We start from the raw sequence: 26254 nt of genomic DNA, 5'->3' as shown, positions 1-26254 counted from the left end.
CTCCGACATTTGTGTGCGGAACGGGCCCTCCCACCCGTTCCCCCGGAGAACCCGGGGGGCCAGGTGGGGGGTGACGGCCCCCCGGCACCCGAAGGTCGATACGATGACCAGCAACACGGTGCGCCGGCGGTGCGTCCGGGCACGCCGCGCGGGCGGCCCGCCCGCCGGAGCCACCACCGTGACAGACCACTGCACGAGGGAGCGGTAACTGGTGAGCGTGCTCGACGAGATCCTCGACGGAGTACGCGCCGACCTGGCGAAGCGGCAGGAGGCGCTGCCCCTGGACCGCCTCAAGGCCCAGGCCGAGTCGGCGCCCACCCCACAGGACGCCGAAGCCGCCCTGCGCCGTCCCGGCGTCCACGTGATCGCCGAGGTCAAGCGGGCGAGCCCCTCCAAGGGGCCGCTCGCGACCATCACCGACCCCGCCGCCCTGGCACGCGACTACGAGGCCGGGGGCGCCACCCTCATCAGCGTCCTCACCGAGGAGCGCCGCTTCCAGGGCAGCCTCGCCGACCTCCGGGCCGTGCACCAGGCCGTCGACACCCCGCTCCTGCGCAAGGACTTCGTGGTCAGCTCCTACCAGCTGTGGGAGGCCCGCGTCTTCGGCGCCTCCGCCGTCCTCCTCATCGTCGCGGCGCTGCCCCAGGAGGCCCTGGTCTCCCTGGTCGAGCGCGCCCGCTCCCTGGGGCTCATGCCCCTGGTCGAGGTCCACGACGAGGACGAGGTGACCCGGGCCCTCGACGCCGGCGCCACCGTCATCGGCGTCAACGCGCGCAACCTCAAGACCCTGGAGGTCGACCGGGACACCTTCTCCCGGATCGCCCCCGGCATCCCCTCCGACGTCGTCAAGATCGCCGAGTCCGGAGTCCGCGGCCCGCACGACCTGCTGGCCTACGCCGGCGCCGGCGCCGGCGCGGTCCTCGTCGGCGAGAGCCTCGTCCGCGGTCGGAACCCGCGCGAGGCCGTGGCCGACCTGGTGACCGCGGGAGCACACCCCGCCCTGCGGGACCGGAACTAGGGGACGAACAGCACGATGGGACAGACGACGCCACGGGCGGTCGCGGTGCAGGCACACCCCGGCCTCCGATGGCGATGGCTCTAGGGAACCCGCAGGCATGAGCCGCGGGTTCCCGACGCCGCGTCGACCCACCGGTCCGAACGCGCCGCCGGAGCCAGGCGGCGCGCAGCCGGTCGACGCGCGGCCCCCCGCGGCGCACGCCCGGGGGAAGAGCCGCCGTCGGCCCCTTCCCAGGAGAACGTCCCAATGAGCCATGCTGGACCACTGCCCGACCACGGCGGGCACTACGGCCGCTTCGGGGGCCGCTTCGCCCCCGAGGCGCTCATCGCCGCCCTCGACGAGGTCGAGGCGGAGTGGGAGAAGGCCAAGAACGACCCCGCCTACCAGGCCGAACTGGCCGCGCTGCTGAAGGATTACACCGGCCGCCCCAGCGCCCTCAGCGAGGCCCGCAACTTCTCCGAGCACTGCGGCGGCGCCCGCGTCCTCCTCAAGCGCGAGGACCTCAACCACACCGGCTCGCACAAGATCAACAACGTGCTCGGCCAGGCCCTGCTCACCAGGCGCATGGGCAAGACCCGCGTCATCGCCGAGACCGGGGCCGGACAGCACGGTGTGGCCACCGCCACCGCCTGCGCACTCCTCGGCCTGGAATGCGTCATCTACATGGGGGAGGAGGACACCCGGCGCCAGGCGCTCAACGTCGCCCGCATGCGCATGCTCGGCGCCGAGGTCGTCCCCGTCACCATCGGCAGCCGCACCCTCAAGGACGCCATCAACGAGGCGTTCCGCGACTGGGTCGCCAACGTGGACCGCACCCACTACCTGTTCGGCACCGTCGCCGGGCCGCACCCCTTCCCCAAGCTGGTGCGCGACCTGCACTTCGTCGTCGGCGAGGAGGCCCGCGCCCAGGTCCTGGAGAGGGTCGGCCGGCTCCCCGACGCGGTCGCCGCCTGCGTGGGCGGCGGCTCCAACGCCATGGCGGTCTTCGCCGCGTTCATCCCCGACGAGAGCGTCGCCCTGTACGGCTTCGAGGCCGGGGGAGACGGCGCGGACACCCCCCGCACCGCCGCGTCGATCACCGCGGGCAGCCCCGGGGTCTTCCACGGGGCGCGCACGTTCGTGCTGCAGGACGAGTTCGGCCAGACCCTGCCCAGCCACTCCATCTCGGCGGGCCTCGACTACCCGGCGGTCGGCCCCGAGCACGCCTACCTCGCCGACACCGGACGGGCGAGCTACGAGCCGATCACCGACGCGGAGGCCATGGAGGCGTTCCGCCTGCTGTGCCGCACCGAGGGCATCATCCCGGCCATCGAGAGCGCCCACGCCCTGGCCGGCGCCCGCAAGCTCGGCGAGCGCCTCGGCCCGGACGCCGTCATCCTGGTGAACCTCTCCGGTCGCGGGGACAAGGACGTCGACACCGCGGCCGCGTACTTCGGACTCGTCGACACGGAGGGACAGGCGTGATGACCGCGACGACGCTGCAGACCAAGCTGGCCGAGGCCCGCGAGGAGGGCCGGGCGGCCCTGATCGGCTACCTCCCCGCGGGGTTCCCGGACACGGACTCCTCCATCAGGGTGATCCAGGCCATGGTGGAGGGGGGCTGCGACGTCATCGAGGTCGGCCTGCCCTACTCCGACCCGATGATGGACGGCCCCACCATCCAGAGGGCCGCCGACCGCGCCCTGGAGGCCGGAACCACCACCGAGGACGTGTTCCGCGTCGTGGAGGCCACCGCCGCCACGGGCGCCGCCGCCGTGGTCATGTCGTACTGGAACCCGATCGAGCGCTACGGGGTGGAGCGCTTCGCCGCCGGCCTCGCCAAGGCGGGCGGGGCCGGGGTGATCACCCCCGACCTCATCCCCGAGGAGGCGGGGGCGTGGACGGCCGCCTCCGAGGCGTCCGGCCTGGACCGGATCTTCCTGGTCGCGCCCTCCTCCACCGACCGCCGCCTCGCCATGACCACCGCGGCGTGCAGCGGGTTCGTGTACGCGGCCTCGCTGATGGGCGTGACCGGCACCCGCACGCAGGTCGCCGACACCGCCGCGACGCTGGTGCGGCGCACCCGCGAGGTGACCCGCGAGTCCGGCCTGCCGGTCTGCGTGGGCCTGGGGATCTCCACGGCCGCCCAGGCGGCCGAGGTGGCCGCCTACGCCGACGGCGTCATCGTCGGCGCGGGGTTCTGCCAGCGGATCCTGGACGCCCCGGACCTGGAGACCGGCCTCACCGCCGTCCGCTCCTTCGCCGAGGAGCTGGCGGGGGGCGTCCGCGACAGGTAGGGCCGGACGCGCCCCGTCCGCCCGGGGCGCGCGGCCCGCCCGCAGGACCGGGGCCCTGTTCGCACGGGACCTCCGGGCACGGCGGTCGCGGCGTCGGTCACCGGCCGGGGAGACCTGTGGCACCGGTGCGGGGCCGCCCCCTCCGGGGGGCGGCCCGACGCCTTCCCTCCTGGTCAAAAGCAGGGTTAAGAGGGTGAGAATCGGGTGAGAGGCCCCTGCCGGAACCCCTGAAACGCCCCCGCCGGGGCCGTCCCGGTGGTGTGATGGCGGTGTCGCGGTTTCCTGGGGCGCCCACCGCTGCGCCCGGGTTCCCGGCCGCAGCGTCACGGACTCACCACAGTCAGTAGGATGTGACGCGATACGTAGAGCGACGGATCAGACACCGAACGCGACAAAGCGTCCCCTACTCCCCGAAGGCCCAAGCGATGGACACAACCGACGCATCCCCCGACGCCTCCGCCGCCCCGCGCTCCCGCTGGGAGGCCGTCCAACCCTGGCTCACCCTCGCCTGCCGGGTCGGACTCGCGGCCGTCCTCGTCTTCGCCGCCGTCTCCAAGTTCCCGCCCGCGCTCTCCGTCCAGGCGGTCGAGGCCTACGACCTCTTCCCCGTCGAGATCGCCCGGCTCATCGGCTACACCCTCCCCCTGTTCGAGCTCGCCCTGGCGGCCCTCCTCCTCGTCGGACTCGCCACCCGCTACGTCGGAGCCGTCGGCGCCCTCCTCATGGTCGTCTTCATCGCCGGGATCGTCTCCGCCATGGCCAGGGGCCTCAACATCGACTGCGGCTGCTTCGGCGGCGGCGGCCAGGTCGCCCCCGGGGAGACCACCTACGGGCTCTCCATCGCCCGCGACATCGCCTTCGCCGCCATGGGCGCCTTCATCGCGGTCTGGCCGCGTTCACCCTTCGCCCTCGACCGCGCCATAGGGCTCTTCCGGTGACCCCGGAACCCACGACGGTCGACCACCTCCAGCAGTAGAAACAGGGGAAAGCATGGGGAGTGAAGCGCGCAAGCGCTCCCGCGAGAAACTCAGGGAACAGCGCGAACGGGAGAAGCGGACCGCCAAGCGCACCAAGACGCTCATCGTCGTCGGCGCCGCCGCGGCCGTCGTCGTCCTGGTCGTCGGCATCGGGTTCGCCGTGCTCAACGCCGACCGCCGCGACTCCGGGTACGAGGGGGCGCTCCCGCCCCAGGTCCTCCAGGAGGACGGCAGCGTCGTCCTCGCCCAGGAGGGCGCACAGGCGCCCGTCGTCGAGGTCTACGCCGACTTCCAGTGCCCCGCCTGCCGCCAGTTCGAGCTGCTCAACGGCGACGTCCTCAAACGGAACGCCGCCGAGGGCAACGCCATCGTGCACTACCGGCCGGTGAGCATCTTCGCCCAGCAGCCGGTGCCCATCAGCAGCAACTCGCTGCGCGCCGGCGCCGCCGCACGCGCCGCCGCCGAGCACGGCCACTTCGTCGAGTACAACGACATCCTCTTCGAGAACCAGCCCACCGAGGGCAACGAGGGCTTCACCGTCGAGGAGCTCAAGGACTGGTTCCGCCAGACCGACGCCGACGCCGAGCAGGAGGGCGAGTTCGACAGGCGGATCGACGAGGAGGCCGCCGTCGTCACCACGTTCACCGAGGACTACCTGCCCGCACTCACCGAGGACGCCATGGCGCAGATCGGCGAGGAGACCCTCGGCACCATGGTCCTGTCCGACCTGATCTCCTGGGGAGCCGACAATGGGCACGACCCCGCCTTCCTCGACGGCACCTACACGGGCGAGATCATCACCGCCACCGGAACGGCCTACACTCGCTACAGCGGAGACAACACGTTCCGCGGCACGCCTTCCGTGTACCTCAACGGCGAGTTGCTCGACAACAACACCGCCATGACGGTCAGGGGCCTCAACGAGGCGATCGCCTCCGCGGACGCCGGTGAGGTCGACACCCAGCCCATGGGTGACGGGGGCGCGGAGTAGCACCCCTGACAGCACCCCCCGCACGCGGGGCGAACCCGAGAGCAGAGCAGTGACACTGTCGTCGACAGCTTCCGAGGGCGCGGCCGGGCTCGGCCGCGCCCTCGCGGCCATCCCCAGCCCCCAGATCAACGCGATCCCGATCGGGCCCCTCCAGATCCACTTCTACGCGCTGTGCATCCTCGCCGGCGTCGTCGTCGCCGTGGTCTGGAGCGAGCGCCGCTGGGCAGCCATGGGGGGTGAGAAGGGCACCATCATGGACATGGCCGTCTGGGCCGTGATCCTGGGACTGATCGGCGGCCGTCTCTACCACGTCATCAGCGACGCCCAGCTGTACTTCGGCGAGGGACGGGAGCCCATCCGCGCCCTGTACGTGTGGGAGGGCGGCCTCGGCATCTGGGGCGCCGTGCCCCTGGGCGCCGTCGGCGTGTGGCTGGTGGCGCGCAAGCGCGGGCTGTCCATGTCCAAGCTGTCCTTCGCGATCGCCCCCACCATCCCGCTCGCCCAGGCCATCGGCCGCTGGGGCAACTACTTCAACCAGGAGCTGTTCGGAGCGCCCACCGACCTGCCCTGGGCCGTGGAGATCACCCCCTACCCCGAGGGCCACCTGCGCCCCGGCATGGAGTTCGGCGTCACCACGTACCACCCCACGTTCCTCTACGAGTCCCTGTGGTGCCTGCTCCTGGCCGTGCTCCTGGCCTGGGCCGGACGCCGCTTCGAGGGCTCCCTCCAGGGCGGCCGCCTCTTCGCGCTCTACGTCATGGGCTACTGCGCGGGCCGCTTCTGGATCGAGTACCTGCGCGTCGACCCCGCCAACGACTTCCTGGGCATGCGCCTGAACAACTGGACCTCCATCGCCGTCTTCCTCGGCGCGCTCGCGTACTTCGTGTGGGCCGGACGCCGCATCGACTCCTTCTCCACCGCCGTCGTCCCCCACGGCCACGACGCCGGGACCCAGGTGTTCGGCGCCACAGCCGGCAGTGAGGTGTCCGACGACAGCACCGTCTACAGCGCCGTGGACAGCGAAGAAACGGGCTCCGGAACGCAAAATGGCAGCTCAGAGGGGGCGGGTACGGAATACCACCCGAGCCCTGAGCGATCTAGTACCGAGGGCTCGACCGCGAACGACGCCGGAGACACGGGAACCGATTCCGGGGCGAAGCCCGAGTAGCGCAGGGCTCCTGAACGCGGGCCGGCCGTGTCCGGCCGCGGAGCGGAGAACGCCCTGTACCTTTCGAGCAGACCACGGGTTGACGATTGAGAAAGACCGTGAGCAGAGCTGAGTCCGGGTACGGCCGCCGGGGACGGCGCGGCGGTTCACGCCGCGCCGACCGGGCCTACACCGAGGACCACGCCGACGACTACGGCCACGACGAGGGCCGCGAGGACGACTACGACCCCGAGGAGGACTTCTCCGCGGAGTACGGTCACACCCGCACGTCCGACGCCGACACCGCCGACACCGCCGACACCGGGGACCGGGCCGACGGGGACGAGGCGTACGACGACTACGACGAGTACGAGGGCGAGGAGGAAGCGGCCCCGGCCGACGACGGGGCCTCCGGCTCCCGGCGGTCCTCCCGCCGCAGGAAGGGCCGCGGGGCGACCGCGGCCGGAGCCTCCAGGCGCAGGGCGTCCGGGGTCAGGCGCGGCGGGGTCGGCAAGGTCTCGGCCTTCTCCGCGTCCGCGATCAAGAAGGTGTCGGTCCTGGGCGACCGTCCCAACCAGATCGTCTACACCCTCGCCGAGCAGAGCAAGCGCAAGCGCGGCACAGCCGTCCTCGGCGTCCTGCTGGGCGCGTTCAGCATCGCGCTGGTCGCCCTCCTGGGACTGCTGACCTTCCAGCTCTTCACGGGGTCGGGGGGCTCGGTCTCGGGCGGCGACGACTCGGTCGTGGCTCCGCCGGAGGGGCACAGCACCCTCACACCGGAGCTCTACCTGGCCGAGCCCAACCGAGAGGACGTGTTCGGCGCGATCAACGAACGCCCCGAGGGCGCGGAGCCGATGACCGAGGAGTCCGTGTTCGGGGCGGTCGGCGAGATCGGGCTCGACGACATGACGCTGGAGCTTCGCCAGAGCAGCGTCACCGACTCCTGCACCTCACTGGTGTGGGGCGAGGAGCTCGGCCAGTCCCTCATCGACGCGAACTGCATCCAGGCCGCCACCGGTGTGTACACCGACGCGGACGAGGAGCACATCGCCCAGGTCACCGTCTTCGACCTGGCCAACGCCGATGAGGCCGCCAACGTCGAGGCCTCCCTGGACCCGACCAACGCCGAGAGCGGCGCCGGATTCCTGCTCACGCAGAACGGCGACGACATTCCCGGCCTCCAGGAGGGCTACAGCCAGGCGAACGCCCAGGTCATGGGCCACTACCTGGCGGTGTTCTGGGTCGCCGACACCGACGGCGCCGACCCGGGCGACAACGCCGATCTGGCGAAGCTGAGCGTGGCCTCCATGAACTCCACGCAATTCGTCTACGAGGAGGTCGTCGAGGCGGGCCGGGCCGAGGAGTAGGCCTGTCCCGCCCTGTCGGACGCCCCGATAGGATCTCGGACAGATCGACCCTTCCGCCAGGGTCGTGCGGGCGGGGTGCTTTCCGCCCCTCTCCCCAAGCGAACCGGGCCGGCCGCGCGTGCGCGGCCGGCCCGCATCCGAGGAAAGGTCCACTGGGTGTCCCCTTCTGAACCGTCGGCGTCCGGTCCCGCCGGACGCCGGAGGAAAAACAGCGAGTCCGACGAGGTGTCGGCGGGGCGGTCCTCCCGCACGGGTGGGCGCCGCCGGGCCGGAGGCCGGAGGAAGCAGGAGACCAAGGGGCGCCGCCGTCCCCTCCTCGTGGTGGCCGGCGTGGCCGTCGTGGCTCTGGCCGTGCTCGGCACCGTGCTGTACATGCGCCTCGGCGAGGGCGGCGGAGCGGACCAGGCCGCCCAGGAGACCCGCCCCGTCATGTACCGGGTGATCGACACCGGCCGCATGAACGAGGTCCTGGCCACCCGTGAGGGCGACAGCCGCGCCCTCAACGCCGGAGAGCTGTTCGAGAGCCGCAACGCGGAGATCTCCAGCCAGGAGATCGACTTCACCCTGCGCGACTCGGACCTGAGCGAGGACTGCTCGGCCGCTGTGTGGGGCGAGCAGGTCCGCACCGCCCTGGCCGAGGCCGACTGCACCCAGGCAGGACGCGCCACCTACGTCTCGGACACCTACTTCGGCGTGACGGCCGTGTTCAACCTCGCAGACATCGAGGGGAGCAGGGCCGTCGCCGCCGCCATGAACGCGCCCGAGACGGACGAGGCCGGGGCCGACGGGGAGGGCGACGCCTCCCAGGACCCCGGGTTCGTGCTCTCACCCTCCGGGGCCGACCCGTTCGACCGCCTGGGCCAGGGCTACAGCGCCAGCGACGCGATCGTCAGCGGCCACTACCTGGTCGTGGTGTGGGTCCAGCCCACCGACTCCGAGTCGGTCGAGGAGAGGGTCAGCCTCTCCGGCCCGCTCGTGGCGCTGGCGAACTTCCGCGACCCGCTCTACCGGCGGATGGTGCAGCTCGACGACGGCTCCGGAACCGGCCAGACGGACGAGGGCGCGCAGGAGGGCGCCGTCGAGGACCCGGCGGGGACCGACGGCACGGTGCAGGACCCGGCCGGGACCGACGGCACGGTGCAGGACCCCACGGGTACGCAGGGCACCGTGGAGGATCCCGCCGGAACCGACGGCCTCGGCACCGGAACCGGCTGAACCGCGCGCGGAGGGGCCCGGAGGACGCGTCCTCCGGGCCCCTCCGCGCGTTCCGGGGCGGGGGATCCTCCCCGCGGGCCCCGTGCGGCGGGCCGCAGGCCCCGGTGGGACCCGCCCGCGGCACGGTGACCGGGGGAGCCCGGCCCCGGCGGCGCGCAGTCCCGGACAGCCCGCCCCGGGGCCGTCCCTACACCTGGGCGAGCAGCGCGGCGGCCACGCCCCGCAGCTCCGCGAAGCGGTGCTCGGGCAGGTCGAGCAGCGTGTGGCCGGCCAGCCACCACGGCGCTGTGGACACGGCCTGCCGCGCGGTGCGCTTGTTGGCCGGGCGGCCCATGCGCGCCGACACCTCGACGAGTCCGCCCCTCAGCGTGGCGGTGAGCGTGCCGTGCGCCCGCTCCTGCACGTGGATCAGGAGGAGGTCGACGGCGGCCTTCGGGTCCCCGTGCGCCCGCCCGCCCCCAGGGGCTCCTCCCCGGTCCTCCTCGTCATCCGCTCCCGCTCCGTCCCGCGCGTCCGCACCCGGCTCGTCCACGGCCGGCGGGCGCCGCGTCAGGCGTACCGCGGTCAGGTCGTCGGCGCCGAACCCGCGCAGGAACCGCACGTCGAAGCGGGGCTCCACCAGGGCGCGCAGACCCCGCTGCCCCGCGGCGTCGCGCACGCACGCCGCGGAGGAGGGGACCAGGGCGTACACCGTGTCCGCGGCGGAGGCCAGGGCCGCACGCGCCGCCAGCCGCTCCCACCCGCCGGTCAGGTTGAGCACGGCGCAGTCGCCCACGGGCGCGGGCGCCTCCATCCAGGTGGACAGCCGCACCCGCCCGGCCGCCGACGCCTCCGACGGCCACGCGCCCACGAGCGTCGGCTCCGGGCCCTCGGCGGTCCGGGCGCCGCCCCCGCTCCCCAGGTCGTCGCGCACGCGATCGAGCACCGCGCGGGCGCGCTCGGCGTCGAGGCCGCCCCGGGCCTCCTTGGCGTTCACCCCCTGGCTGTACACCCTGGCGGCGTCGCCCGAGGGCGGCGCCGGGGCGCGCGTGAGCGGCCGGAGCACGTAGAGGTCGGAGGCCGCACCGATGGACTCCGCGCCGTGGTACCGGTTGAAGTCCGGCCACACCGCCTCGAACAGCAGGTCCATCCGCGCCAGCCGCGACTGGGTGGCGGCCGCCAGCTTGGGCGTGGTCTCGCTGGCGCCGTAGGCCACCAGGACCCGTCCCCGGCGGGGGTCGGCCATGCCCTCCACACCGCGGCGCACGAACAGCTCCACCCCGTCGGCGGTGTACGGAGGATCGGTGAACACCACGTCCGCGACGCCGCGCACCGTGGACGGCAGCCCGAGGCGCAGGTCGGCCGTGTGGGTCCGCACCCGCAGGTCCAGCCTGTCGGCCAGTGCGTCGATGTGCGCCAGCACGCGCTCGTCGATGTCGACGACCTCGGCCCGGGCGCCGGGGCACACGAGCGTCAGCGCGATCGAGGTCAGGTCGTGGTCGCCCACGCACAGCAGGACCCGGTCGTGCAGGTCGAAGCGCGTGGCCAGGAACAGCGCACGGCGCAGCGCCGTGTCGGCGGTCGCGGTGACGTGGTCCAGGTCCAGGTCGGAGGCGGGCCCCTCGGCCACGGCGCGCGCCAGTTCGGCGTGGGCGCGGGCGTACCGGGGGAGGAGGTGGGCCACGGGGTCGGCGAGGTCGTCGCAGGCCGCGCCAGCGTAGCCGGAGGGCCGTGCCAGGCGTACCCGGCTCTGGCGGCCCGCGCTCTCGGCGGCGAGTTCACCCGCCTCGTCCAGCGCTGTGAGCAGCGACGACACCAGCGTGTACGCGACACCCGTACCCCGGACCAGGTCGTCGGCGCTCCACCACCGGCCGTCGGCGAGCAGCGCCAGGACCCGTCGGAGCCGGGGCATGTCCGTGCCGTGCTCGCGCAGCAGCCGGAACGCGGCCTCGGGCAGCGGCGGCGCGCCCCCGGGCGGGGGCAGGGGGGAGGTGTCCGAAACTGTGACTCCTGGTGTTCGTACGGTGTGGTCGGGGGGCGCGGAACCGTGGTCGTCCGGGTCCGGGAAAGTCGGGTGGCCTGCCATCCACCGATGGTCCCACGGGTCGGCGGGTGGCCGTGGCCGCCCAGGTCAGAACGGTCCGTCGCGGGTGAGGGGGAGATCACCCACGTGGGGGACCCGGGTCCCCTTGGGCGGTGCGTTAACGCCGGGGTAATGTTGACCAGCGGTACACGGCGTCACGCGGTCTCCGGAGCGGAACACCGACCCACGGTCGAGGTTTTATCCACTTTGGGAGGTTTAGCGGGGTTCCCTCGTGGAAAAACCGGCTAGGCCAGCCCTCATCGGGGACAACCGAGAGGGACAGCACCGCCCCCCAGGGGGCGACCGCGAACACCGGCGCACCGCGGCGCCGTCTGGTCTAGACCTCCGATTCGCATCGCTGCTGGACCAGCGTGTATAAGGGAACCCGCCCGCAACAGGGAACCCGACCGCCACCGGCGACCACGAGGACGTGGACGCGCGACGGTAGCGCGAAAGGCGCCCGCCCAGCGGGAACCGCCGCTCACACGGCACACAACTACATCCGCACGCAGCAGGGCCAATGTCGTCCCGAATGCGCTTTTCACGAAGCCGACAACAGACGACAGGGAGGGTAGATGCCCGCTGCTCAGGTGCGGCGTTCGTCCGTCCGAACGAACGCAGAATCCACTTCCCAGGGCCTGTACGACCCCACCTTCGAGCACGACGCCTGCGGTGTGGGCTTCGTCGCCGACCTCACCGGCCGACGCAGCCACGACATCGTCGACAAGGCGCTCACCGTCCTCCGCAACCTCGACCACCGGGGCGCCTCCGGCGCGGACCCCGACGACGGGGACGGCGCGGGCATCCTCACCCAGATCCCGCACGAGCTCTACACCGAGGTCTGCGACTTCGCACTCCCCGAACCCGGCGCCTACGCCACCGGCATCGCCTTCCTCCCCGTCGACGCCGCCGAGCGCGCCGCCGCCGTCGAGGCCATCGACGCCATCGTCGCCGACGAGGGACTGACCCTCCTCGGCTGGCGCGAACTGCCCTTCGAGCCCCAGTACAGCGGCCCCGCCGCCCGCCAGGCCATGCCCTACTTCGGGCAGCTCTTCATCACCGGCACCCGGGGCACCCCCACCGAGGGTCTCACCGGCATCGCACTCGAACGCCACGCCTACTGCGTCCGCAAGCGCGCCGAGCACGAGGCCGACGTCTACTTCCCGAGCCTGTCCCCGCGCACCATCGCCTACAAGGGCATGCTCACCACCCCGCAGCTCGAACCGTTCTTCCCCGACCTGTCCGACCGGCGCTACGCGTCCGGACTCGCCCTGGTCCACTCCCGGTTCTCCACCAACACCTTCCCGTCCTGGCCGCTCGCCCACCCGTTCCGCTTCGTCGCCCACAACGGCGAGATCAACACGGTCAAGGGCAACCGCAACATGATGCGCGCACGCGAGGCCAAGCTCGCCAGCGACCTCATCCCCGGCGACCTCGACCGCATCTTCCCCATCGTCGACCCCGACGACTCCGACACCGCGTCCTTCGACGACGCCCTCGAACTCCTCCACCTCGGCGGACGCACCCTCCCGCACGCGGTGCTCATGATGATCCCCGAGCCCTGGGAGAACCACACCGAGATGGACCCGGCCGTCCGGGCCTTCTACGAGTACCACTCCACCCTCATGGAGCCCTGGGACGGACCCGCCTCGGTGTCCTTCACCGACGGCACCGTCGTCGGCGCCGTCCTGGACCGCAACGGGCTGCGCCCCGGCCGCTACTGGGTCACCGAGGACGGCTTCGTCGTCCTCGCCAGCGAGGCCGGCGTCCTCGACATCGACCCCGCCACCGTCGTCCGCAAGGGACGCCTCCAGCCCGGCCGCATCTTCGTCGTCGACACCGCGCAGGGCCGCATCATCGAGGACGAGGAGATCAAGGCCGAACTCGCCGCCGAACACCCCTACCAGGAGTGGATCGACACCGGCGTCCTGCGCCTCGCCGAGCTCCCCGCCGCGGACCCCGTCCCCGTCACCGAGCTCAACCTCGCCCAGCAGGTCTTCGGCTACACCGAGGAAGAACTCCGCGTCATCCTCACCCCGATGGCCCGCACCGGCGCCGAACCCATCGGCTCCATGGGCACCGACACACCCGTCGCCGCTCTCTCCGACCGCTCCCGACAGCTCTTCGACTACTTCTCGCAGAACTTCGCCCAGGTCACCAACCCGCCGCTGGACGCCATCCGGGAGGAGATGGTCACCAGCCTGTCCACCCTCCTCGGCGCCGAGCACAACATCCTCGACGCCGCCCCCGGCGACACCCAGCGGCTCGTCCTGCCCACACCCGTCGTGGACCAGGCCGAACTCGCCGCCATCGTCGCCGCCGGCCGCGACAACCCCGCCCTCAGGACCTACACCGTCGACGGCACCTACCCCGTCGACGGCGGCGGGGAGGCCCTCTCCGCACGCCTCGACCAGATCAACACCGAGGTGTCCCGGGCCATCGCCGACGGCGCCCACATCCTCGTGCTCAGCGACCGCGGGGCCGGCGCCGACCGCGCACCCGTCCCCTCGCTCCTGCTCACCGGCTCCGTCCACCACCACCTGGTACGCGAGAAGACCCGCACCGAGGTCGGCCTCCTCATCGAAGCCGCCGACGTGCGCGAATGCCACCACGTGGCACTCCTCGTCGGCTACGGCGCCTCCGCCGTCAACCCGTACCTGGCCCTCGCCACCGTCCGCGACATGGTCGAACGCGGAACCCTCGGCGGGATCGACGCCGACACGGCCGTCCGCAACACCGTCAAGGCGTTCGGCAAGGGCGTCCTCAAGGTCATGTCCAAGATCGGCGTGTCCACCGTCAGCTCCTACACCGGGGCCCAGATCTTCGAGGCCCTCGGCCTCGGCGCCGACGTCGTCGACCGCTGCTTCACCGGAACCACCTCACGCCTGGGCGGCGTCGGCTTCGACGTCCTCGCCGAAGAGGTCGCCATCCGCCACCGCCGCGCCCACGCCGCCAACCCCGGCGCCCACCGGCGCCTGGACGTCGGCGGCGAGTACCAGTGGCGCCGCGAGGGCGAACCCCACCTCTTCAACCCCGAGACGGTGTTCAAGCTTCAGCACTCCACCCGTACCCGCAAGTACGAGATCTTCAAGGAGTACACCTCCAAGGTCGACGACCAGGCCGAGAAGCTCATGACCCTGCGCGGGCTCTTCCGCCTCCGCGAGGGCGTGCGCGAACCCGTCCCCGTCGACGAGGTCGAGCCCGTCTCCGAGATCGTCAAGCGCTTCTCCACCGGAGCCATGTCCTACGGCTCCATCTCCGCCGAGGCACACGAGACCCTCGCCATCGCGATGAACCGCCTCGGCGGCAAGTCCAACACCGGCGAGGGCGGCGAGGACCCCGACCGCTTCACCCCCGACGCCAACGGGGACCTGCGGCGCAGCGCCATCAAGCAGGTCGCCTCCGGCCGCTTCGGCGTCACCTCCCACTACCTCAGCAACGCCGACGACATCCAGATCAAGATGGCCCAGGGCGCCAAGCCCGGCGAAGGCGGCCAGCTGCCCGGCCACAAGGTCTACCCGTGGATCGCCGACACCCGGCACTCCACCCCCGGCGTCGGGCTCATCTCCCCGCCGCCGCACCACGACATCTACTCCATCGAGGACCTCGCCCAGCTCATCCACGACCTCAAGAACGCGAACCCGTCCGCACGGGTCCACGTCAAGCTGGTCTCCGAAGCGGGCGTCGGCACCGTCGCCGCGGGCGTCTCCAAGGCCCACGCCGACGTCGTCCTCATCTCCGGCCACGACGGGGGGACCGGCGCCTCGCCGCTCACCTCCCTCAAGCACGCGGGCACCCCCTGGGAGCTCGGCCTCGCCGAAACCCAGCAGACCCTCCTGCTCAACGGCCTGCGCGACCGCATCGTCGTCCAGGCCGACGGCCAGATGAAGACCGGACGCGACGTCGTCATCGCCGCCCTGCTCGGCGCCGAGGAGTTCGGCTTCGCCACCGCGCCCCTCGTCGTCTCCGGCTGCGTCATGATGCGCGTCTGCCACCTCGACACCTGCCCCGTCGGCGTCGCCACCCAGAACCCCGCCCTGCGCGCACGGTTCTCCGGCCAGGCCGACCACGTCGTGAACTTCTTCGAGTTCATCGCCCAGGAGGTCCGCGAGTACCTCGCCCAGCTCGGCTTCCGCAGCCTCGACGAGGCCATCGGCGCCGTCGACCTGCTCGACACCACCGAAGCCGTCACCCACTGGAAGGCCCAGGGGCTGGACCTCGCACCCATCCTCCACGAGGTCGAACCCCGCGCCGGCGACCACCGCACCCACCAGCGCGTCCAGGACCACGGCCTCGACAAGGCCCTGGACAACACCCTCATCCAGCTCAGCGAGGGCGCGCTCGACTTCGGCCGGCCCGTCCGGCTCGAACTGCCCGTGCGCAACGTCAACCGCACCGTCGGCACCATGCTCGGACACGAGGTCACCAAGCGCTACGGCGCCGACGGCCTCCCCGACGACACCATCGACGTGTCCTTCACCGGATCCGCAGGACAGTCCTTCGGCGCCTTCGTGCCCAAGGGCGTCACCCTGCGCCTCTCCGGGGACGCCAACGACTACGTCGGCAAGGGACTCTCCGGCGGCCGCATCGTCGTCCGCCCCGCGGCCCGATCCCGGCTCGTCGCCGAGGACCACATCATCGCCGGAAACGTCATCGGCTACGGAGCCACCTCCGGCGAGATCTTCCTCCGCGGCGTCGTCGGCGAGCGCTTCTGCGTCCGCAACTCCGGCGCACTCGCCGTGGTCGAGGGCATCGGCGACCACGGCTGCGAATACATGACCGGCGGCCGCGCCGTCGTCCTCGGCCGCACCGGCCGCAACTTCGCGGCCGGCATGTCCGGCGGCATCGCCTACGTCCTGGACCTGGACACCCGGCGCGTCAACACCGAGATGGTCGAGATCGACGTCCTCACCGACGAGGACCGCGCCTACCTCACCGACGTCCTCACCCGCCACCTGGACGAAACCGGCTCGGACGTCGCCCGACGCATCCTCGCCCAGGGCGACACCGGCCTCGCCCGGATCGCCAAGGTCATGCCGCGCGACTACAAGCGGGTCCTGCTCGCCCAGGCAGAAGCCGAAAGAGACGGCCGCGACGTCAACGAGGCCGTCATGGCCTCCGCGCAGTCCTGAGCGCCGGCCCCCACGAGAGGAGGAGAAACACCATGGCCGACCCCAAGGGTTTCCTGAAGATCACCGAGCGGGAACTCCCCGCCCACCGCCCCGTCGACGTCCGCATCCAGGACTGGCGCGAGGTGTACGAGGACTTCGACCGGGCCACCGTCACCAAGCAGGCCTCACGCTGCATGGACTGCGGTATCCCGTTCTGCCACAACGGCTGCCCGCTCGGCAACCTCATCCCCGAGTGGAACCACCTCGTCCACAACCACGACTGGGCCGAGGCGATCGAACGCCTGCACGCCACCAACAACTTCCCGGAATTCACAGGCCGGCTCTGCCCCGCCCCCTGCGAGTCCGCGTGCGTGCTCGGCATCAACCAGCCCGCCGTCACCATCAAGAACGTCGAGGTCTCCATCATCGACCGCGCGTGGGAGGAAGGCTGGGTCAAGCCCCTGCCCCCCACCACACGCACCGGCAAGAAGGTCGCCGTCGTCGGCTCCGGCCCCGCCGGGCTCGCCGCCGCACAGCAGCTCACCCGCGCCGGACACGACGTCACCGTCTACGAGCGCGCCGACCGCATCGGAGGCCTCCTCCGCTACGGCATCCCCGAGTTCAAGATGGAGAAGCGGCACATCGACCGCCGCCTCGCCCAGATGACCGCCGAGGGCACCGCCTTCCGCACCGGCGTCGAGATCGGCGTCGACATCACCGTCGACGAGCTCCGCGCCGACCACGACGCCGTCGTCCTCACCGGCGGAGCCACCGCCTGGCGCGACCTGCCCGCGCCCGGACGCGAACTCAAGGGCATCTACCAGGCAATGGAGTACCTGCCCCTGGCCAACAAGGTGCAGGAGGGCGACTACGACCGCGCCCCCATCCACGCCGAGGGCAAGCACGTCATCGTCATCGGCGGCGGCGACACCGGCGCCGACTGCGTCGGCACCGCCCACCGCCAGGGCGCCGCGTCGGTCACCCAGCTGGAGATCATGCCCAAGCCCCCGGCGACGCGGCCCGACCACCAGCCCTGGCCGACCATGCCGATGCTGTACAAGGTCACCAGCGCCCACGAGGAGGGCGGACGGCGCATCTACTCCGTCAACACCCTGGAGTTCCTCGGCGACCAGGACGGCAACGTCCGCGCACTGAAGCTGGTCGAGGTCAAGCGCGGCCCCAACGGCTTCGAGCCCGTCGAGGGCACCGAGCGCGAGATCCCCGCCGACCTGGTCACCCTCGCCATGGGCTTCGTCGGCCCGCAGAAGGAGGGCATGATCGACCAGCTCGGCGTCGAACTGGACGGCCGCGGCAACGTCGTCCGCGACAGCGACTACCGCACCACCGTCGACGGCGTCTTCTGCGCCGGCGACATGGGACGCGGCCAGTCGCTCATCGTCTGGGCCATCGCCGAGGGCCGCTCCGCCGCCGCGGGCGTGGACCGCTTCCTCGCCACCCACACCGGCCTCCCGGGCGGCACCAACCTGCCGGTGGCCATCCCGCCGACCGAGCGCCCCCTGGTCTAGGGGACGCCCGCACCGCGGGACACACGGCAGCGCACCACGCCTCGGGCGCGGGGGGACACCACCCCCGTGCCCGACGCGTTCCCGTGCGCCCGTGCCCGACCACCGGCGTCGAAGGCGCCGGACCCAGGAAGCACCCGCCCCCCGGGCGCCCCGTCCACAGGCCGCACCGCGCCCTGGCCCGCCCGGCCCCACCCAGAGATACTGGGAACAGACGGACCCGGCCCGGAACCCGCGGCTGCCCGCACCGCCCCCACACACCCCCGCACCGGGCCCGCCCCTCCGCCGGCCCACAGCGCCCGCGGACCCACCCGAGAGGACCACGCCCATGGCCTACCGACTCATCGGCGACACCGCCATGGTCCTCCACCTGCTCTTCCTCGCCTACGTCACCCTCGGCGGATTCCTCGCCTGGCGGTGGCCCCGCACCATCTGGCCCCACCTCGCCTGCGCCCTCTACGGCCTCGGAGTCACCCTCATCGGGTGGCAGTGCCCCCTCACCGCCCTCGAGAACTGGGGACGCGAGAACGCCGGCCAGGCGGGACTCCCCGCCACCGGCTTCATCGACCACTACCTCACCGGCGTCGTCTACCCCTCCCAACACCTCCTCACGGCCCAACTCGCCGTCGCCGCCACCGTCGCCGCCTCCTGGGCCGGACACCTCATCCACCACCGAAGACGCAAACACCACAAAGCTTCGAACCCCGCGTAAAGAACGCGAATGGATTGTCCCGCGAGCTATTCTCCGCACCCGACAGCGGACGTACCGTCGAAGACATGACCGTCGTGACCTGGGACTCCTTCCGCACAGCGGAACACTTCACCATGCGCAACGCGCGACTCATCGACCGCCACCGCTTCGCCCACCTCTTCCAGAACGGCCCCACCGAACCCGTCCGCCAAGCACTCACCGCCTACCGCAACCTCGACGGCGGCTACGGCAACGGCCTCGACCCCGACCTCCGCGGACACGCCAGCCAACCCGCCGCCATCCAGATCGCCCTGCGCTACCTCGACGAACTCGGCCCCATCCCCACCACCGTCGGACTCGGCATCTGCCGCTACCTCTCCACCGTCAGCGAACCCGACGGAGGCCTGCCCCCCGTCCTGCCCAACGTCCGCTACAGCGAAGCCGCCCCCTGGTGGCAGCACCGCGACGACTTCACCGCCGACCTCGGCCTCACCGCCCACATCACCGGCCACCTCCACAAACACCACATCAGCCACCCCTGGCGCGACCTCGCCACCGCCTGGTGCTGGAAACACATCGACGCACTCCACTGGACCGACCCCCACGAAGCCATCGGCATCTGCGCCTTCCTCCAACACGCACCCGACCGCACCCGATCCATCCACGCCATCAACCGCCTCTACCCCATGATCCGCGCCGGCATCGACGTCAACCCCAAACCCTGCGGACAACGACACGTCCACACACCACTCGACCTCGCCGACAACCCCAGCCACATCGCCCGGACCCTCTTCACCGAAGCCGAGATCAACCGCAACCTCGACTACTTCGAGAACAGCCAACGCCCCGACGGCGGATGGGACGCCGCCTGGGAACACTGGGACACCGCCGCCACCATCGAACGCGAAGGAATGCGCACCATCCAACGCCTGCGCATCCTCCGCGCCTACGGCCGCATCGCCGCCTTCCTCCCACCACCCCGCCGCGACCGCTGAACACCCGCCCACCGGGCCCGGCCCACCCACCGGGCCCCCACCCGCACCCGAAAACCATGCGCACACCCGCCGGCCTTCGATAGAGTCACCCGCCGACACCCCACCGGCACCCCCCGAAGGCACATGCCCACCACCACACCCCCCACGCCCGGCCGACCCTCCCCCCGACCCACACCACGCCTCAGCCCGGACTTCCACCGCTTCTGGGCCGGCAGCCTCTCCAGCAACCTCGCCGACGGCATCATGCTCACGGCCCTGCCCATGCTCGCCGCCGCCCTCACCAACGACCCCCTCGCCGTCGCCGGACTCACCGCGGCCCGCTACCTCCCCTGGCTCCTCTTCGGACTCCTCGCCGGCGCCCTCGTCGACCGCGTCGACCGCGTCAGAGCCATGGTCGCCGCCAACCTCCTCCGCGCCGCCGCCATCACCGCCCTCGCGATCCTCACCGCCACCGGCAACGCCACCCTCACCACCCTCTACATCGTCATGTTCGCCGCCATGACATGCGAGATCGTCTACGACATCGCCGGAAGAGCCGTCCTCCCCGCTCTCGCCCGCACCGCACTCGACCGCGCCAACGGACGACTCGTCGGCGGACGCGAAGTCGCCCAGGAATTCGCCGGCGCACCCCTCGGCGGCTTCCTCTTCGCCATCGCCGCAGCCCTACCCCTCGCCACCAACGCCGGAGCCTACGCCCTCGGCGCCCTCATCCTCCTCGGACTGCCCCTCACCGCACGCCGCGCCCCCACACCACCCACCGAACAGCCCACCACCCCGCCCGCCAACCCCCTCCGCGCCGTCCTCCACGACATCGGACAAGGCCTGCGCCACATCCACACCGACCCGCCCCTACGCGCCCTCATCCTCTTCGGCGCCACCCTCAACCTCGGCGCCGCAGCGGTCACCGCCGTCTTCGTCCTCACCGTCCAGGACCACTACGGGGTCCCCCCACACCTCTTCGGCGTCTTCCTCGCCACCGCCGCCCTCGGCGCCATCAGCGGCGCACTCCTCGCCGGCAACACCGCACAACGCATCGGCCGCTACCGCGGCATCACCGCCGGCTACCTCGCCCAAGCGGCCTTCTGCACCCTCTTCGCCCTCGCCCCCAACGCCCCCACCGCAGCCGCCGCCTGGACCCTCGTCGCCGCCGCCAGCGCCTACGGCACCGTCCTCTCCAGCGGCATCCTCCAACACATCGTCCCCGAACACCTCATGGGACGCGTCAGCAGCGCCAAACAGATGCTCGGCTTCGGACTCGCCCCCGCAGGCGCCCTCCTCGGCGGCCTCCTCGCCCGCGCCGACCTCCGGGCCCCCGCCCTCTTCGGCGCCGCCGTCTTCACCGCCGCCACCCTCCTCGTCCTGCGCCACCTGCGCACCGCCACCGCCCGCGCCGACGCCAACGAACAAGCCGCCCGCGCCGACCCCGCCCACTGACACCCGCCCACGGCCCGCCCGACCCACCCACCCCCCGGGGACAGGAAGGCCGGGCGGGCAGACCCGGGGCGCACCCACCCCGACGACGGCCGGCCACACCCCCAGAACCCACCCCGGAACACCCCCACCGCCTAACCCAACGCCAGAAACCGCACCCCCGCCCCCTCCCACGCACCTCGGGGCACCCCGCCCCCACGACCCGTCACCGAACGCACCGCGGCCACCCCCGCCTCACGACCCGACAACGCACCCGGCACCACCCCTTCCACCACCGCCGGATCAGCCTCCCCGAACAACAACCCCCGCACCACGTCCAACGCCCCACCGCACACCCACGGAGCCCGGCCCAGCGCATCCGCCAGATCCAACCCGTGCAACACCGCCTCCACCACCCGCGTCACCAAGAAATCCGACAACAGCATCCGATCCCCATGACGCGTCACCACCACCCGGTCCACCGGCTCCGCCGCCAACCGCGCCACCAACGGCGACCACCGCCCCCGCAGCACCCGCCCCGGCTCACCCGCGTCCGCACGACGCGCCGCCGCCTCCACCGCCGAACCCACCCGCTGCGCGTTCACCTCCGCCGAGAACCGCACATCCGGCCGGTAATACTCCCCAGCAGAAACCAACACCCCTCCCGTCACCGCAGGTTCACCAACCAACATCGGCTCCACCTGCAACATCGCCCTCACCGTGTGCGCCGCCAACGCCGCCACGTCCCACGGCGCACACCGCGTCCCCACCACCGCCTCCTCCTCCGACAACCCCCACAACACCGCATCCAACGAGGCCGCCTCCACCGCCAGCGCACCCAGCACCACATCACGCGAGAACACCAGAACCTCCCAGAATCACGACCGCCACCGGCAACCTACAGAAAGCCCCCGCACCACCCACAACCCCGTTCGTGCAACGCCCCCGTTCGTCTTCCCGCAGCCTGAGATACGTCCATTCGCAACCTGGTTTAGACCACTGCATCCCCCAGACGCTCTAAAGTGATAGGCGTGACACGTCGAGCAAAAATCGTCGCGACCCTCGGTCCCGCCACGTCGAGCACGGAAGTCCTCCGCAAGCTCGTCGACGCAGGACTCGACGTCGCCCGTATCAACCTCAGCCACGGAACCCACGACGACCACAGCGCCAGCCTCGCCAACCTGCGCGAAGCCGCTGAGTCGGCCCAACGAGCAGTCGGCGTCCTCGCCGACCTCCAAGGACCCAAGATCCGCGTCGGCACCTTCCCCGACGGACCGGTCGAACTCACCGCCGGAGACGAATTCACCGTCACCATCGACGACGTCCCCGGCGACGCCACACGCGTCTCCACCACCTACAAGGGACTCCCCGGAGACGTCCGCCCCGGCGACCGCGTCCTCATCGACGACGGCCGCGTCGTCCTCGAATGCACCAAGACCACCAGCACGGACGTCCACACCCGCGTCATCTACGGCGGAACCGTCTCCAACCACAAGGGACTCAACCTCCCCGGCGTCTCCGTCAGCGTCCCCGCCCTCACCGAGAAGGACGAGGAAGACCTCCGCTGGGCCCTCCGCCAAGGCGTCGACATGGTCGCCCTCTCCTTCGTCCGCAGCCCCGCGGACGCGGAGGAATGCCACCGCATCATGGACGAGGAGGGCGTCACCGTCCCCCTCATCGCCAAGATCGAGAAACCCCAGGCGGTCGAACGCCTCCAGGACATCATCGAGGTCTTCGACGGAGTCATGGTCGCCCGCGGCGACCTCGGCGTCGAACTCCCCCTCGAAAACGTCCCCATGGTGCAGAAGCGCGCCGTCGAACGCTGCCGCGACAAGGCCAAACCGGTCATCGTCGCCACCCAGATGCTCGAATCCATGATCGGATCCCCCCGGCCCACCCGCGCCGAGGCCTCCGACGTCGCCAACGCCGTCCTCGACGGCGCCGACGCCGTCATGCTCTCCGGAGAGACCAGCGTCGGCCAATACCCCATCGAGACCGTCGAGACGATGGCCCGCATCGTCAGCGCCGCAGAACAGGAATCCCTGCGCGCCTCCCACATCCTCAACCGGGTACCCGAGACCACCGGCGGAGCCATCGCACGCGCCGCCGCCGAGATCGGCGCCACCATCGGAGCCAAGGCCCTCGTCGCCTTCACCATGTCCGGCGAAACCGCCCGACGCCTGGCCCGCTACCGCTCACCCATCCCGCTCATGGCGTTCACCACCGAGAACTCCACCCGCGGAACCCTCTCCCTCACCTGGGGAGTGGAGACCAACCTGGTGCCCTGGGTCGACAACACCGACGACATGGTCCGCCAGGTCGAAGCCGAACTCCTCCAGCTCGGCGACTACGCCAAGGGCGACAAGGTCGTCATCGTGGCCGGCAGCCCGCCCGGAACCACCGGATCCACCAACTCCCTGCGCGTCCACCGCCTCGGCGACGCCGTCGCGCTCGGAACCACGTAGGACCGGCGCCCGCGACGGGCGCCCGCAAGACGTGCCGCATCAGGTCCGGCCCGGAGGAACGGCGTATGAGCCGCGCCGCCCACCGGGTCAGGGCCAGGTGCGGCCGACGTCTTTCCGGAGCCCTACGGCTCCGGGTTGGCGGCCACCCCGCCCTCGGGGATGACCCGCTCCAACGGCATGTCCCACGGCAGCAGGTTCCACGGACTCCGCACATCCTCGGTGAGCAGCCCCAGAGCCGCCCACACCCGGTCCGTCCCCCCGTGGTCGCCCTCCACGCCCTTGTCCCGCCACAGCAGGTACCCCGCGTGGAACGCCGTCGACAACTGCTGCCACGACGAATACCGGCGCTGCAGGTCCGAGGCCACCCGCCGCAACAGGGTCTGCGTCTCCACCGGACTCAGCCAGTCCAGGGTCGCGCCCCCGCACACCAACCGGATCACGTGCACCGACCGCCACCACTGGTACGCCCCGATGATCACCGTCTCGTCGGCCTCGCCGACCCCCGTGACGGCACGCAGCCGGACGACCTGCTCCGGCGTCAGCAGCACGTGCCCGCCCGTCGCCTGCCCGCCCTCGTCCCGGGGGAACCGGGAACGCGCGATCCCGCCCCTCAGATCCACGACCAGGTCCAGGGTCGGACTCGTGTGCAACTCCTCAAGGAGGCCCTCCACGGCCGCCAGGAGCGACTCCCGGTCCGTCACCTGCCACTGGCGCTCCAGCAGCCGCCGGTAGCGGCGGCGCAGCGACGGGCGTGCCACCACGTCCCAGGGCTCGGCGAGCGCCACCCGGAACGGGGCGGCGACGGCGGCCGCCCACCGCTCCGTGCTCAGCGGCGCGTCCGGGTCCTTGGTGCGCACGGCGGGGGACTCACGGGCGCCGATGACCAGCTCGGCGAAGGAACCGGCGACGAGCGCCGCCGCGGGGAGGAACGACCAGCCCGCCTGGCCCACGGCCACGAGGAGGACGACGAGCAGGGCGAACGGGGTCAACAACCAGGGCTGGCGGCGTCGGGAGCCCCAGGCCACCACGACCCAGGCGCCGATTACCAGTGCGCCGACGATTCCGGCCACCGCGGTCAGCACCTGCTGCTCCTCTCCTGAGAACTCGTCCGTGATCTTCAAGGATCAGGGACACGCGGTCGCCGGGGCGACCGAACCCACGGGTTGTACTCAGGTTGTGGCCGTGATGTGACCGCTTCGGCCCGCCTTGCCCAGGGATAAAGTGACAAAAGGCCCATTTGTGGTCGAACTGGCCGGGTAGTTACGCAGGTTCTGGCCCCGCTGGCCGCTCCTCAGTACTTGGGCCCCACGAACTCGTCCATCCGCGCCACGGCCGCCCGCTTCGACACCGACACGACGATCTTGTCCTGCCGGGGCGGGCGGGGGCTCACATGCCGCTTCCATGGGATTTCGAGGAGATCCAGGATCTCGGTGAGCAGGGCGACGATGTCCCCCGACGCATTGCAGAACTGATAGCGGGGATAGCTGTACTCCTTCCATTCGCCACCCACCCACCTGCGGACCTTGTTCTCGGTCCGGCATCCGTCCGAGTGGAACAGGCCCCGTACGAACATCTCGGGGTGTTTCCCGACGAGTGTTCGTTGCCAGGCTTCCCACAGGATGGGCCGCTCGTGCTTCTTGCCGGGCCCGGCCTGGGGAAAGAGGCAGGGCCAGTGTTTCCAGTCCCCGTAGACCTCGGTGCATCCGGTGGAACCGGTCCGCCCCACGGAGTGCCCGGGGAGCACTTGGGAGATGGCGTTCTCGCATTCGCGGATGAGCCCGGGCCAGCAGTCGGAACAGGCGATCCGCAGACGCCACACGCCCCTGCTGCGGTCGCCGCTCGGGGTGATGGCTCCGTCGCCCAGATACAGCCCCAGGAGGTAGCTGTAGGCGGCGCCCGGTACGGGCGGGCGTGGGACGGGTTCGCAGCGGGGGCAGTCCCCGGTGTCCCGGTACTTCTCCAGGAGGGAACGGTTCCGGTTCCAGGTGCGCAGGGTCGACCGGTTGACACCGGTGCGGCGGCAGACCTCGCTGTAGGAGAGGCCGGAATCGAGCATGGACACCGCCGAGCGGCGGACGTGCGACGCGTACATAGAGTCAAGGCTTGCTCACGCCTGTGACGTTTCCCGTGTCCGCCTGGGAAGGCTCCGAACAACAAGAAAGCCACCTTGGAAGGTGGCTGTGGTGCCCTGGGTGGGACTCGAACCCACACTGTACGAGGTTTGAGCTCGCGTTCTCTGCCGATTGGAATACCAGGGCTTGGAGAATTTGTCAAGTCATTCTCTTTAGTTTTCCCGCTCGGTCAGCGGCCCCGGCCAACGGTGGTGTCACGATTGGCGCGCATTGCCGGTCCCGACGCTCAGCATCCTAGCGGATCTCTGTAACCTCATGTACGTGACGAGGACGCAGAGCCGTGTGGTGATCGCGGAAGACGAGGCCCTGATCCGCCTGGACCTCAAGGAGATGCTGGAAGAGGACGGTTACGCCGTCGTCGGCGAGGCCGGGGACGGGGAGACCGCTATCCGGCTTGCCCGGGAGCTCAAGCCCGACCTGGTGATCACCGACATCAAGATGCCGGTGCTCGACGGCCTCTCGGCCGCCGAGCGCATCGCCGGTGAGCGCATCGCGCCGGTCGTCATCCTGACCGCCTTCTCCCAGCGCGAGCTGGTGGAGCGCGCGCGGGACGCCGGCGCCATGGCCTATCTGGTCAAGCCGTTCAACAAGTCGGACCTCGTGCCGGCCATCGAGATGGCCACCTCCCGCTACGCCGAACTGGCGGCGCTGGAGTCGGAGGTCAGCAACCTCCAGGACCGTCTCGAGACCCGCAAGCTGGTCGAGCAGGCCAAGGGGCTCCTCCAGGGCCGTCACGGGATGAGTGAGCCCGAGGCGTTCCGGTGGATCCAGAAGAACTCGATGGACCGGAGACTGACCATGAGGAAGGTCGCCGAGACGGTCGTCGAGACCCTCGGGGGACAGTAGGCCGAGCGGGCCGACCCCCGCGACCCTG

At 71.5% G+C, this 26254-nt stretch carries 19 protein-coding genes and 1 tRNA gene; 15 read left to right on the top strand and 5 right to left on the bottom strand.

Annotated elements, in window-relative coordinates; all coding sequences use genetic code 11:
* The first annotated feature begins 211 nt into the window (after positions 1–211).
* The 8 genes from trpC (at position 212) to ACIRPH_RS02790 (ending at position 8991) form a co-directional block, all read left to right on the top strand.
* A complete protein-coding gene (gene trpC / locus ACIRPH_RS02825; protein ID WP_402908479.1) occupies positions 212–1018 on the top strand; it encodes an indole-3-glycerol phosphate synthase TrpC in 807 nt (268 codons plus the stop codon).
* Between the two features lie 246 nt (positions 1019–1264).
* Positions 1265–2482 (top strand): tryptophan synthase subunit beta, encoded by a 1218-nt coding sequence (trpB, locus tag ACIRPH_RS02820; RefSeq protein ID WP_267945765.1) that lies wholly within the window; start codon positions 1265–1267, stop codon positions 2480–2482.
* On the top strand, positions 2482–3294 hold the full coding sequence (gene trpA / locus ACIRPH_RS02815; protein WP_402908476.1) for a tryptophan synthase subunit alpha: 813 nt from the start codon (positions 2482–2484) through the stop codon (positions 3292–3294). The genes trpB and trpA overlap by 1 nt, the downstream gene beginning before the upstream one ends.
* 425 nt (positions 3295–3719) lie before the next feature.
* On the top strand, positions 3720–4232 hold the full coding sequence (locus ACIRPH_RS02810) for a MauE/DoxX family redox-associated membrane protein (RefSeq protein ID WP_402908474.1): 513 nt from the start codon (positions 3720–3722) through the stop codon (positions 4230–4232).
* Between the two features lie 52 nt (positions 4233–4284).
* Positions 4285–5262 carry a DsbA family protein gene (locus ACIRPH_RS02805; RefSeq protein ID WP_402908472.1) on the top strand — a complete coding sequence of 326 codons (978 nt, stop codon included), beginning with the start codon at positions 4285–4287 and terminating at the stop codon, positions 5260–5262.
* A 55-nt stretch (positions 5263–5317) separates the two neighbouring features.
* Entirely contained in the window at positions 5318–6430 is a 1113-nt protein-coding gene (gene lgt / locus ACIRPH_RS02800; protein WP_402909489.1) for a prolipoprotein diacylglyceryl transferase, read from the top strand.
* 98 nt (positions 6431–6528) lie between these two features.
* Positions 6529–7776 (top strand): hypothetical protein, encoded by a 1248-nt coding sequence (locus ACIRPH_RS02795; protein WP_402908470.1) that lies wholly within the window; start codon positions 6529–6531, stop codon positions 7774–7776.
* Between the two features lie 321 nt (positions 7777–8097).
* Complete coding sequence (locus ACIRPH_RS02790) at positions 8098–8991, top strand: hypothetical protein (RefSeq protein ID WP_402909486.1); 894 nt, start codon at positions 8098–8100, stop codon at positions 8989–8991.
* A 187-nt stretch (positions 8992–9178) separates the two neighbouring features.
* Here the strand turns inward: ACIRPH_RS02790 and ACIRPH_RS02785 are convergent, their stop codons facing one another.
* Positions 9179–11056: a bis-aminopropyl spermidine synthase family protein gene (locus ACIRPH_RS02785; protein ID WP_402908468.1), complete on the bottom strand. Its 1878-nt coding sequence runs from the start codon at positions 11054–11056 to the stop codon at positions 9179–9181.
* Between the two features lie 572 nt (positions 11057–11628).
* On the opposite strand from ACIRPH_RS02785, the gene gltB reads away from it, so the two are divergent.
* From gltB to ACIRPH_RS02760, 5 genes are all read left to right on the top strand, one after another.
* The gene (gene gltB, locus ACIRPH_RS02780; protein WP_402908466.1) at positions 11629–16185 is read left to right on the top strand and encodes a glutamate synthase large subunit; all 4557 of its coding nucleotides are present in this window, start codon (positions 11629–11631) and stop codon (positions 16183–16185) included.
* Positions 16186–16217: 32 nt separating this feature from the next.
* Entirely contained in the window at positions 16218–17690 is a 1473-nt protein-coding gene (locus tag ACIRPH_RS02775; RefSeq protein WP_402908464.1) for a glutamate synthase subunit beta, read from the top strand.
* Positions 17691–18015: 325 nt separating this feature from the next.
* Positions 18016–18399 (top strand): DUF2784 domain-containing protein, encoded by a 384-nt coding sequence (locus ACIRPH_RS02770; RefSeq protein ID WP_402908462.1) that lies wholly within the window; start codon positions 18016–18018, stop codon positions 18397–18399.
* A gap of 74 nt (positions 18400–18473) precedes the next feature.
* Positions 18474–19373, top strand: a complete 900-nt coding sequence (locus tag ACIRPH_RS02765) for a prenyltransferase (RefSeq protein WP_402909483.1) — start codon at positions 18474–18476, stop codon at positions 19371–19373.
* Positions 19374–19496: 123 nt separating this feature from the next.
* Positions 19497–20807, top strand: a complete 1311-nt coding sequence (locus ACIRPH_RS02760; protein ID WP_402908460.1) for an MFS transporter — start codon at positions 19497–19499, stop codon at positions 20805–20807.
* Between the two features lie 131 nt (positions 20808–20938).
* Here the strand turns inward: ACIRPH_RS02760 and ACIRPH_RS02755 are convergent, their stop codons facing one another.
* On the bottom strand, positions 20939–21646 hold the full coding sequence (locus ACIRPH_RS02755) for a maleylpyruvate isomerase N-terminal domain-containing protein (protein WP_402908458.1): 708 nt from the start codon (positions 21644–21646) through the stop codon (positions 20939–20941).
* A gap of 168 nt (positions 21647–21814) precedes the next feature.
* Between ACIRPH_RS02755 and pyk the strand changes: the two genes are divergently transcribed.
* Entirely contained in the window at positions 21815–23248 is a 1434-nt protein-coding gene (pyk, locus tag ACIRPH_RS02750; protein WP_402908456.1) for a pyruvate kinase, read from the top strand.
* Between the two features lie 122 nt (positions 23249–23370).
* Here pyk and ACIRPH_RS02745 read toward each other — a convergent pair whose 3' ends face one another.
* The 3 genes from ACIRPH_RS02745 to ACIRPH_RS02735 all read right to left on the bottom strand — a co-directional run bounded on the left by ACIRPH_RS02745 (position 23371) and on the right by ACIRPH_RS02735 (position 25506).
* Positions 23371–24330 carry a DUF1266 domain-containing protein gene (locus ACIRPH_RS02745; protein WP_402909481.1) on the bottom strand — a complete coding sequence of 320 codons (960 nt, stop codon included), beginning with the start codon at positions 24328–24330 and terminating at the stop codon, positions 23371–23373.
* Positions 24331–24539: 209 nt separating this feature from the next.
* A complete protein-coding gene (locus tag ACIRPH_RS02740) occupies positions 24540–25340 on the bottom strand; it encodes a transposase (protein ID WP_402908454.1) in 801 nt (266 codons plus the stop codon).
* 89 nt (positions 25341–25429) lie between these two features.
* Positions 25430–25506: transfer RNA gene (locus tag ACIRPH_RS02735), tRNA-Leu, on the bottom strand.
* Positions 25507–25662: 156 nt separating this feature from the next.
* On the opposite strand from ACIRPH_RS02735, the gene ACIRPH_RS02730 reads away from it, so the two are divergent.
* Positions 25663–26226 (top strand): ANTAR domain-containing response regulator, encoded by a 564-nt coding sequence (locus ACIRPH_RS02730; protein WP_402909478.1) that lies wholly within the window; start codon positions 25663–25665, stop codon positions 26224–26226.
* Positions 26227–26254 lie beyond the last annotated feature (28 nt).

Source organism: Nocardiopsis sp. NPDC101807 (assembly GCF_044766605.1).
Classification (GTDB): Bacteria; Actinomycetota; Actinomycetes; order Streptosporangiales; family Streptosporangiaceae; genus Nocardiopsis; species Nocardiopsis tropica.
Note: the sequence above shows the minus strand (reverse complement) of the source record. Positions and strands in the feature narration are given on the sequence as shown.

Coding starts and splice junctions, on each gene's coding strand:
- ACIRPH_RS02770 (WP_402908462.1), top strand. CDS start 18,016: ATGGCCTACCGACTCATCGGCGACACCGCCATGGTCCTCCACCTGCTC.
- ACIRPH_RS02805 (WP_402908472.1), top strand. CDS start 4,285: ATGGGGAGTGAAGCGCGCAAGCGCTCCCGCGAGAAACTCAGGGAACAG.
- gltB (WP_402908466.1), top strand. CDS start 11,629: ATGCCCGCTGCTCAGGTGCGGCGTTCGTCCGTCCGAACGAACGCAGAA.
- ACIRPH_RS02810 (WP_402908474.1), top strand. CDS start 3,720: ATGGACACAACCGACGCATCCCCCGACGCCTCCGCCGCCCCGCGCTCC.
- ACIRPH_RS02775 (WP_402908464.1), top strand. CDS start 16,218: ATGGCCGACCCCAAGGGTTTCCTGAAGATCACCGAGCGGGAACTCCCC.
- trpB (WP_267945765.1), top strand. CDS start 1,265: ATGAGCCATGCTGGACCACTGCCCGACCACGGCGGGCACTACGGCCGC.
- ACIRPH_RS02740 (WP_402908454.1), bottom strand. CDS start 25,340: ATGTACGCGTCGCACGTCCGCCGCTCGGCGGTGTCCATGCTCGATTCC.
- trpA (WP_402908476.1), top strand. CDS start 2,482: ATGACCGCGACGACGCTGCAGACCAAGCTGGCCGAGGCCCGCGAGGAG.
- ACIRPH_RS02785 (WP_402908468.1), bottom strand. CDS start 11,056: ATGGCAGGCCACCCGACTTTCCCGGACCCGGACGACCACGGTTCCGCG.
- ACIRPH_RS02760 (WP_402908460.1), top strand. CDS start 19,497: ATGCCCACCACCACACCCCCCACGCCCGGCCGACCCTCCCCCCGACCC.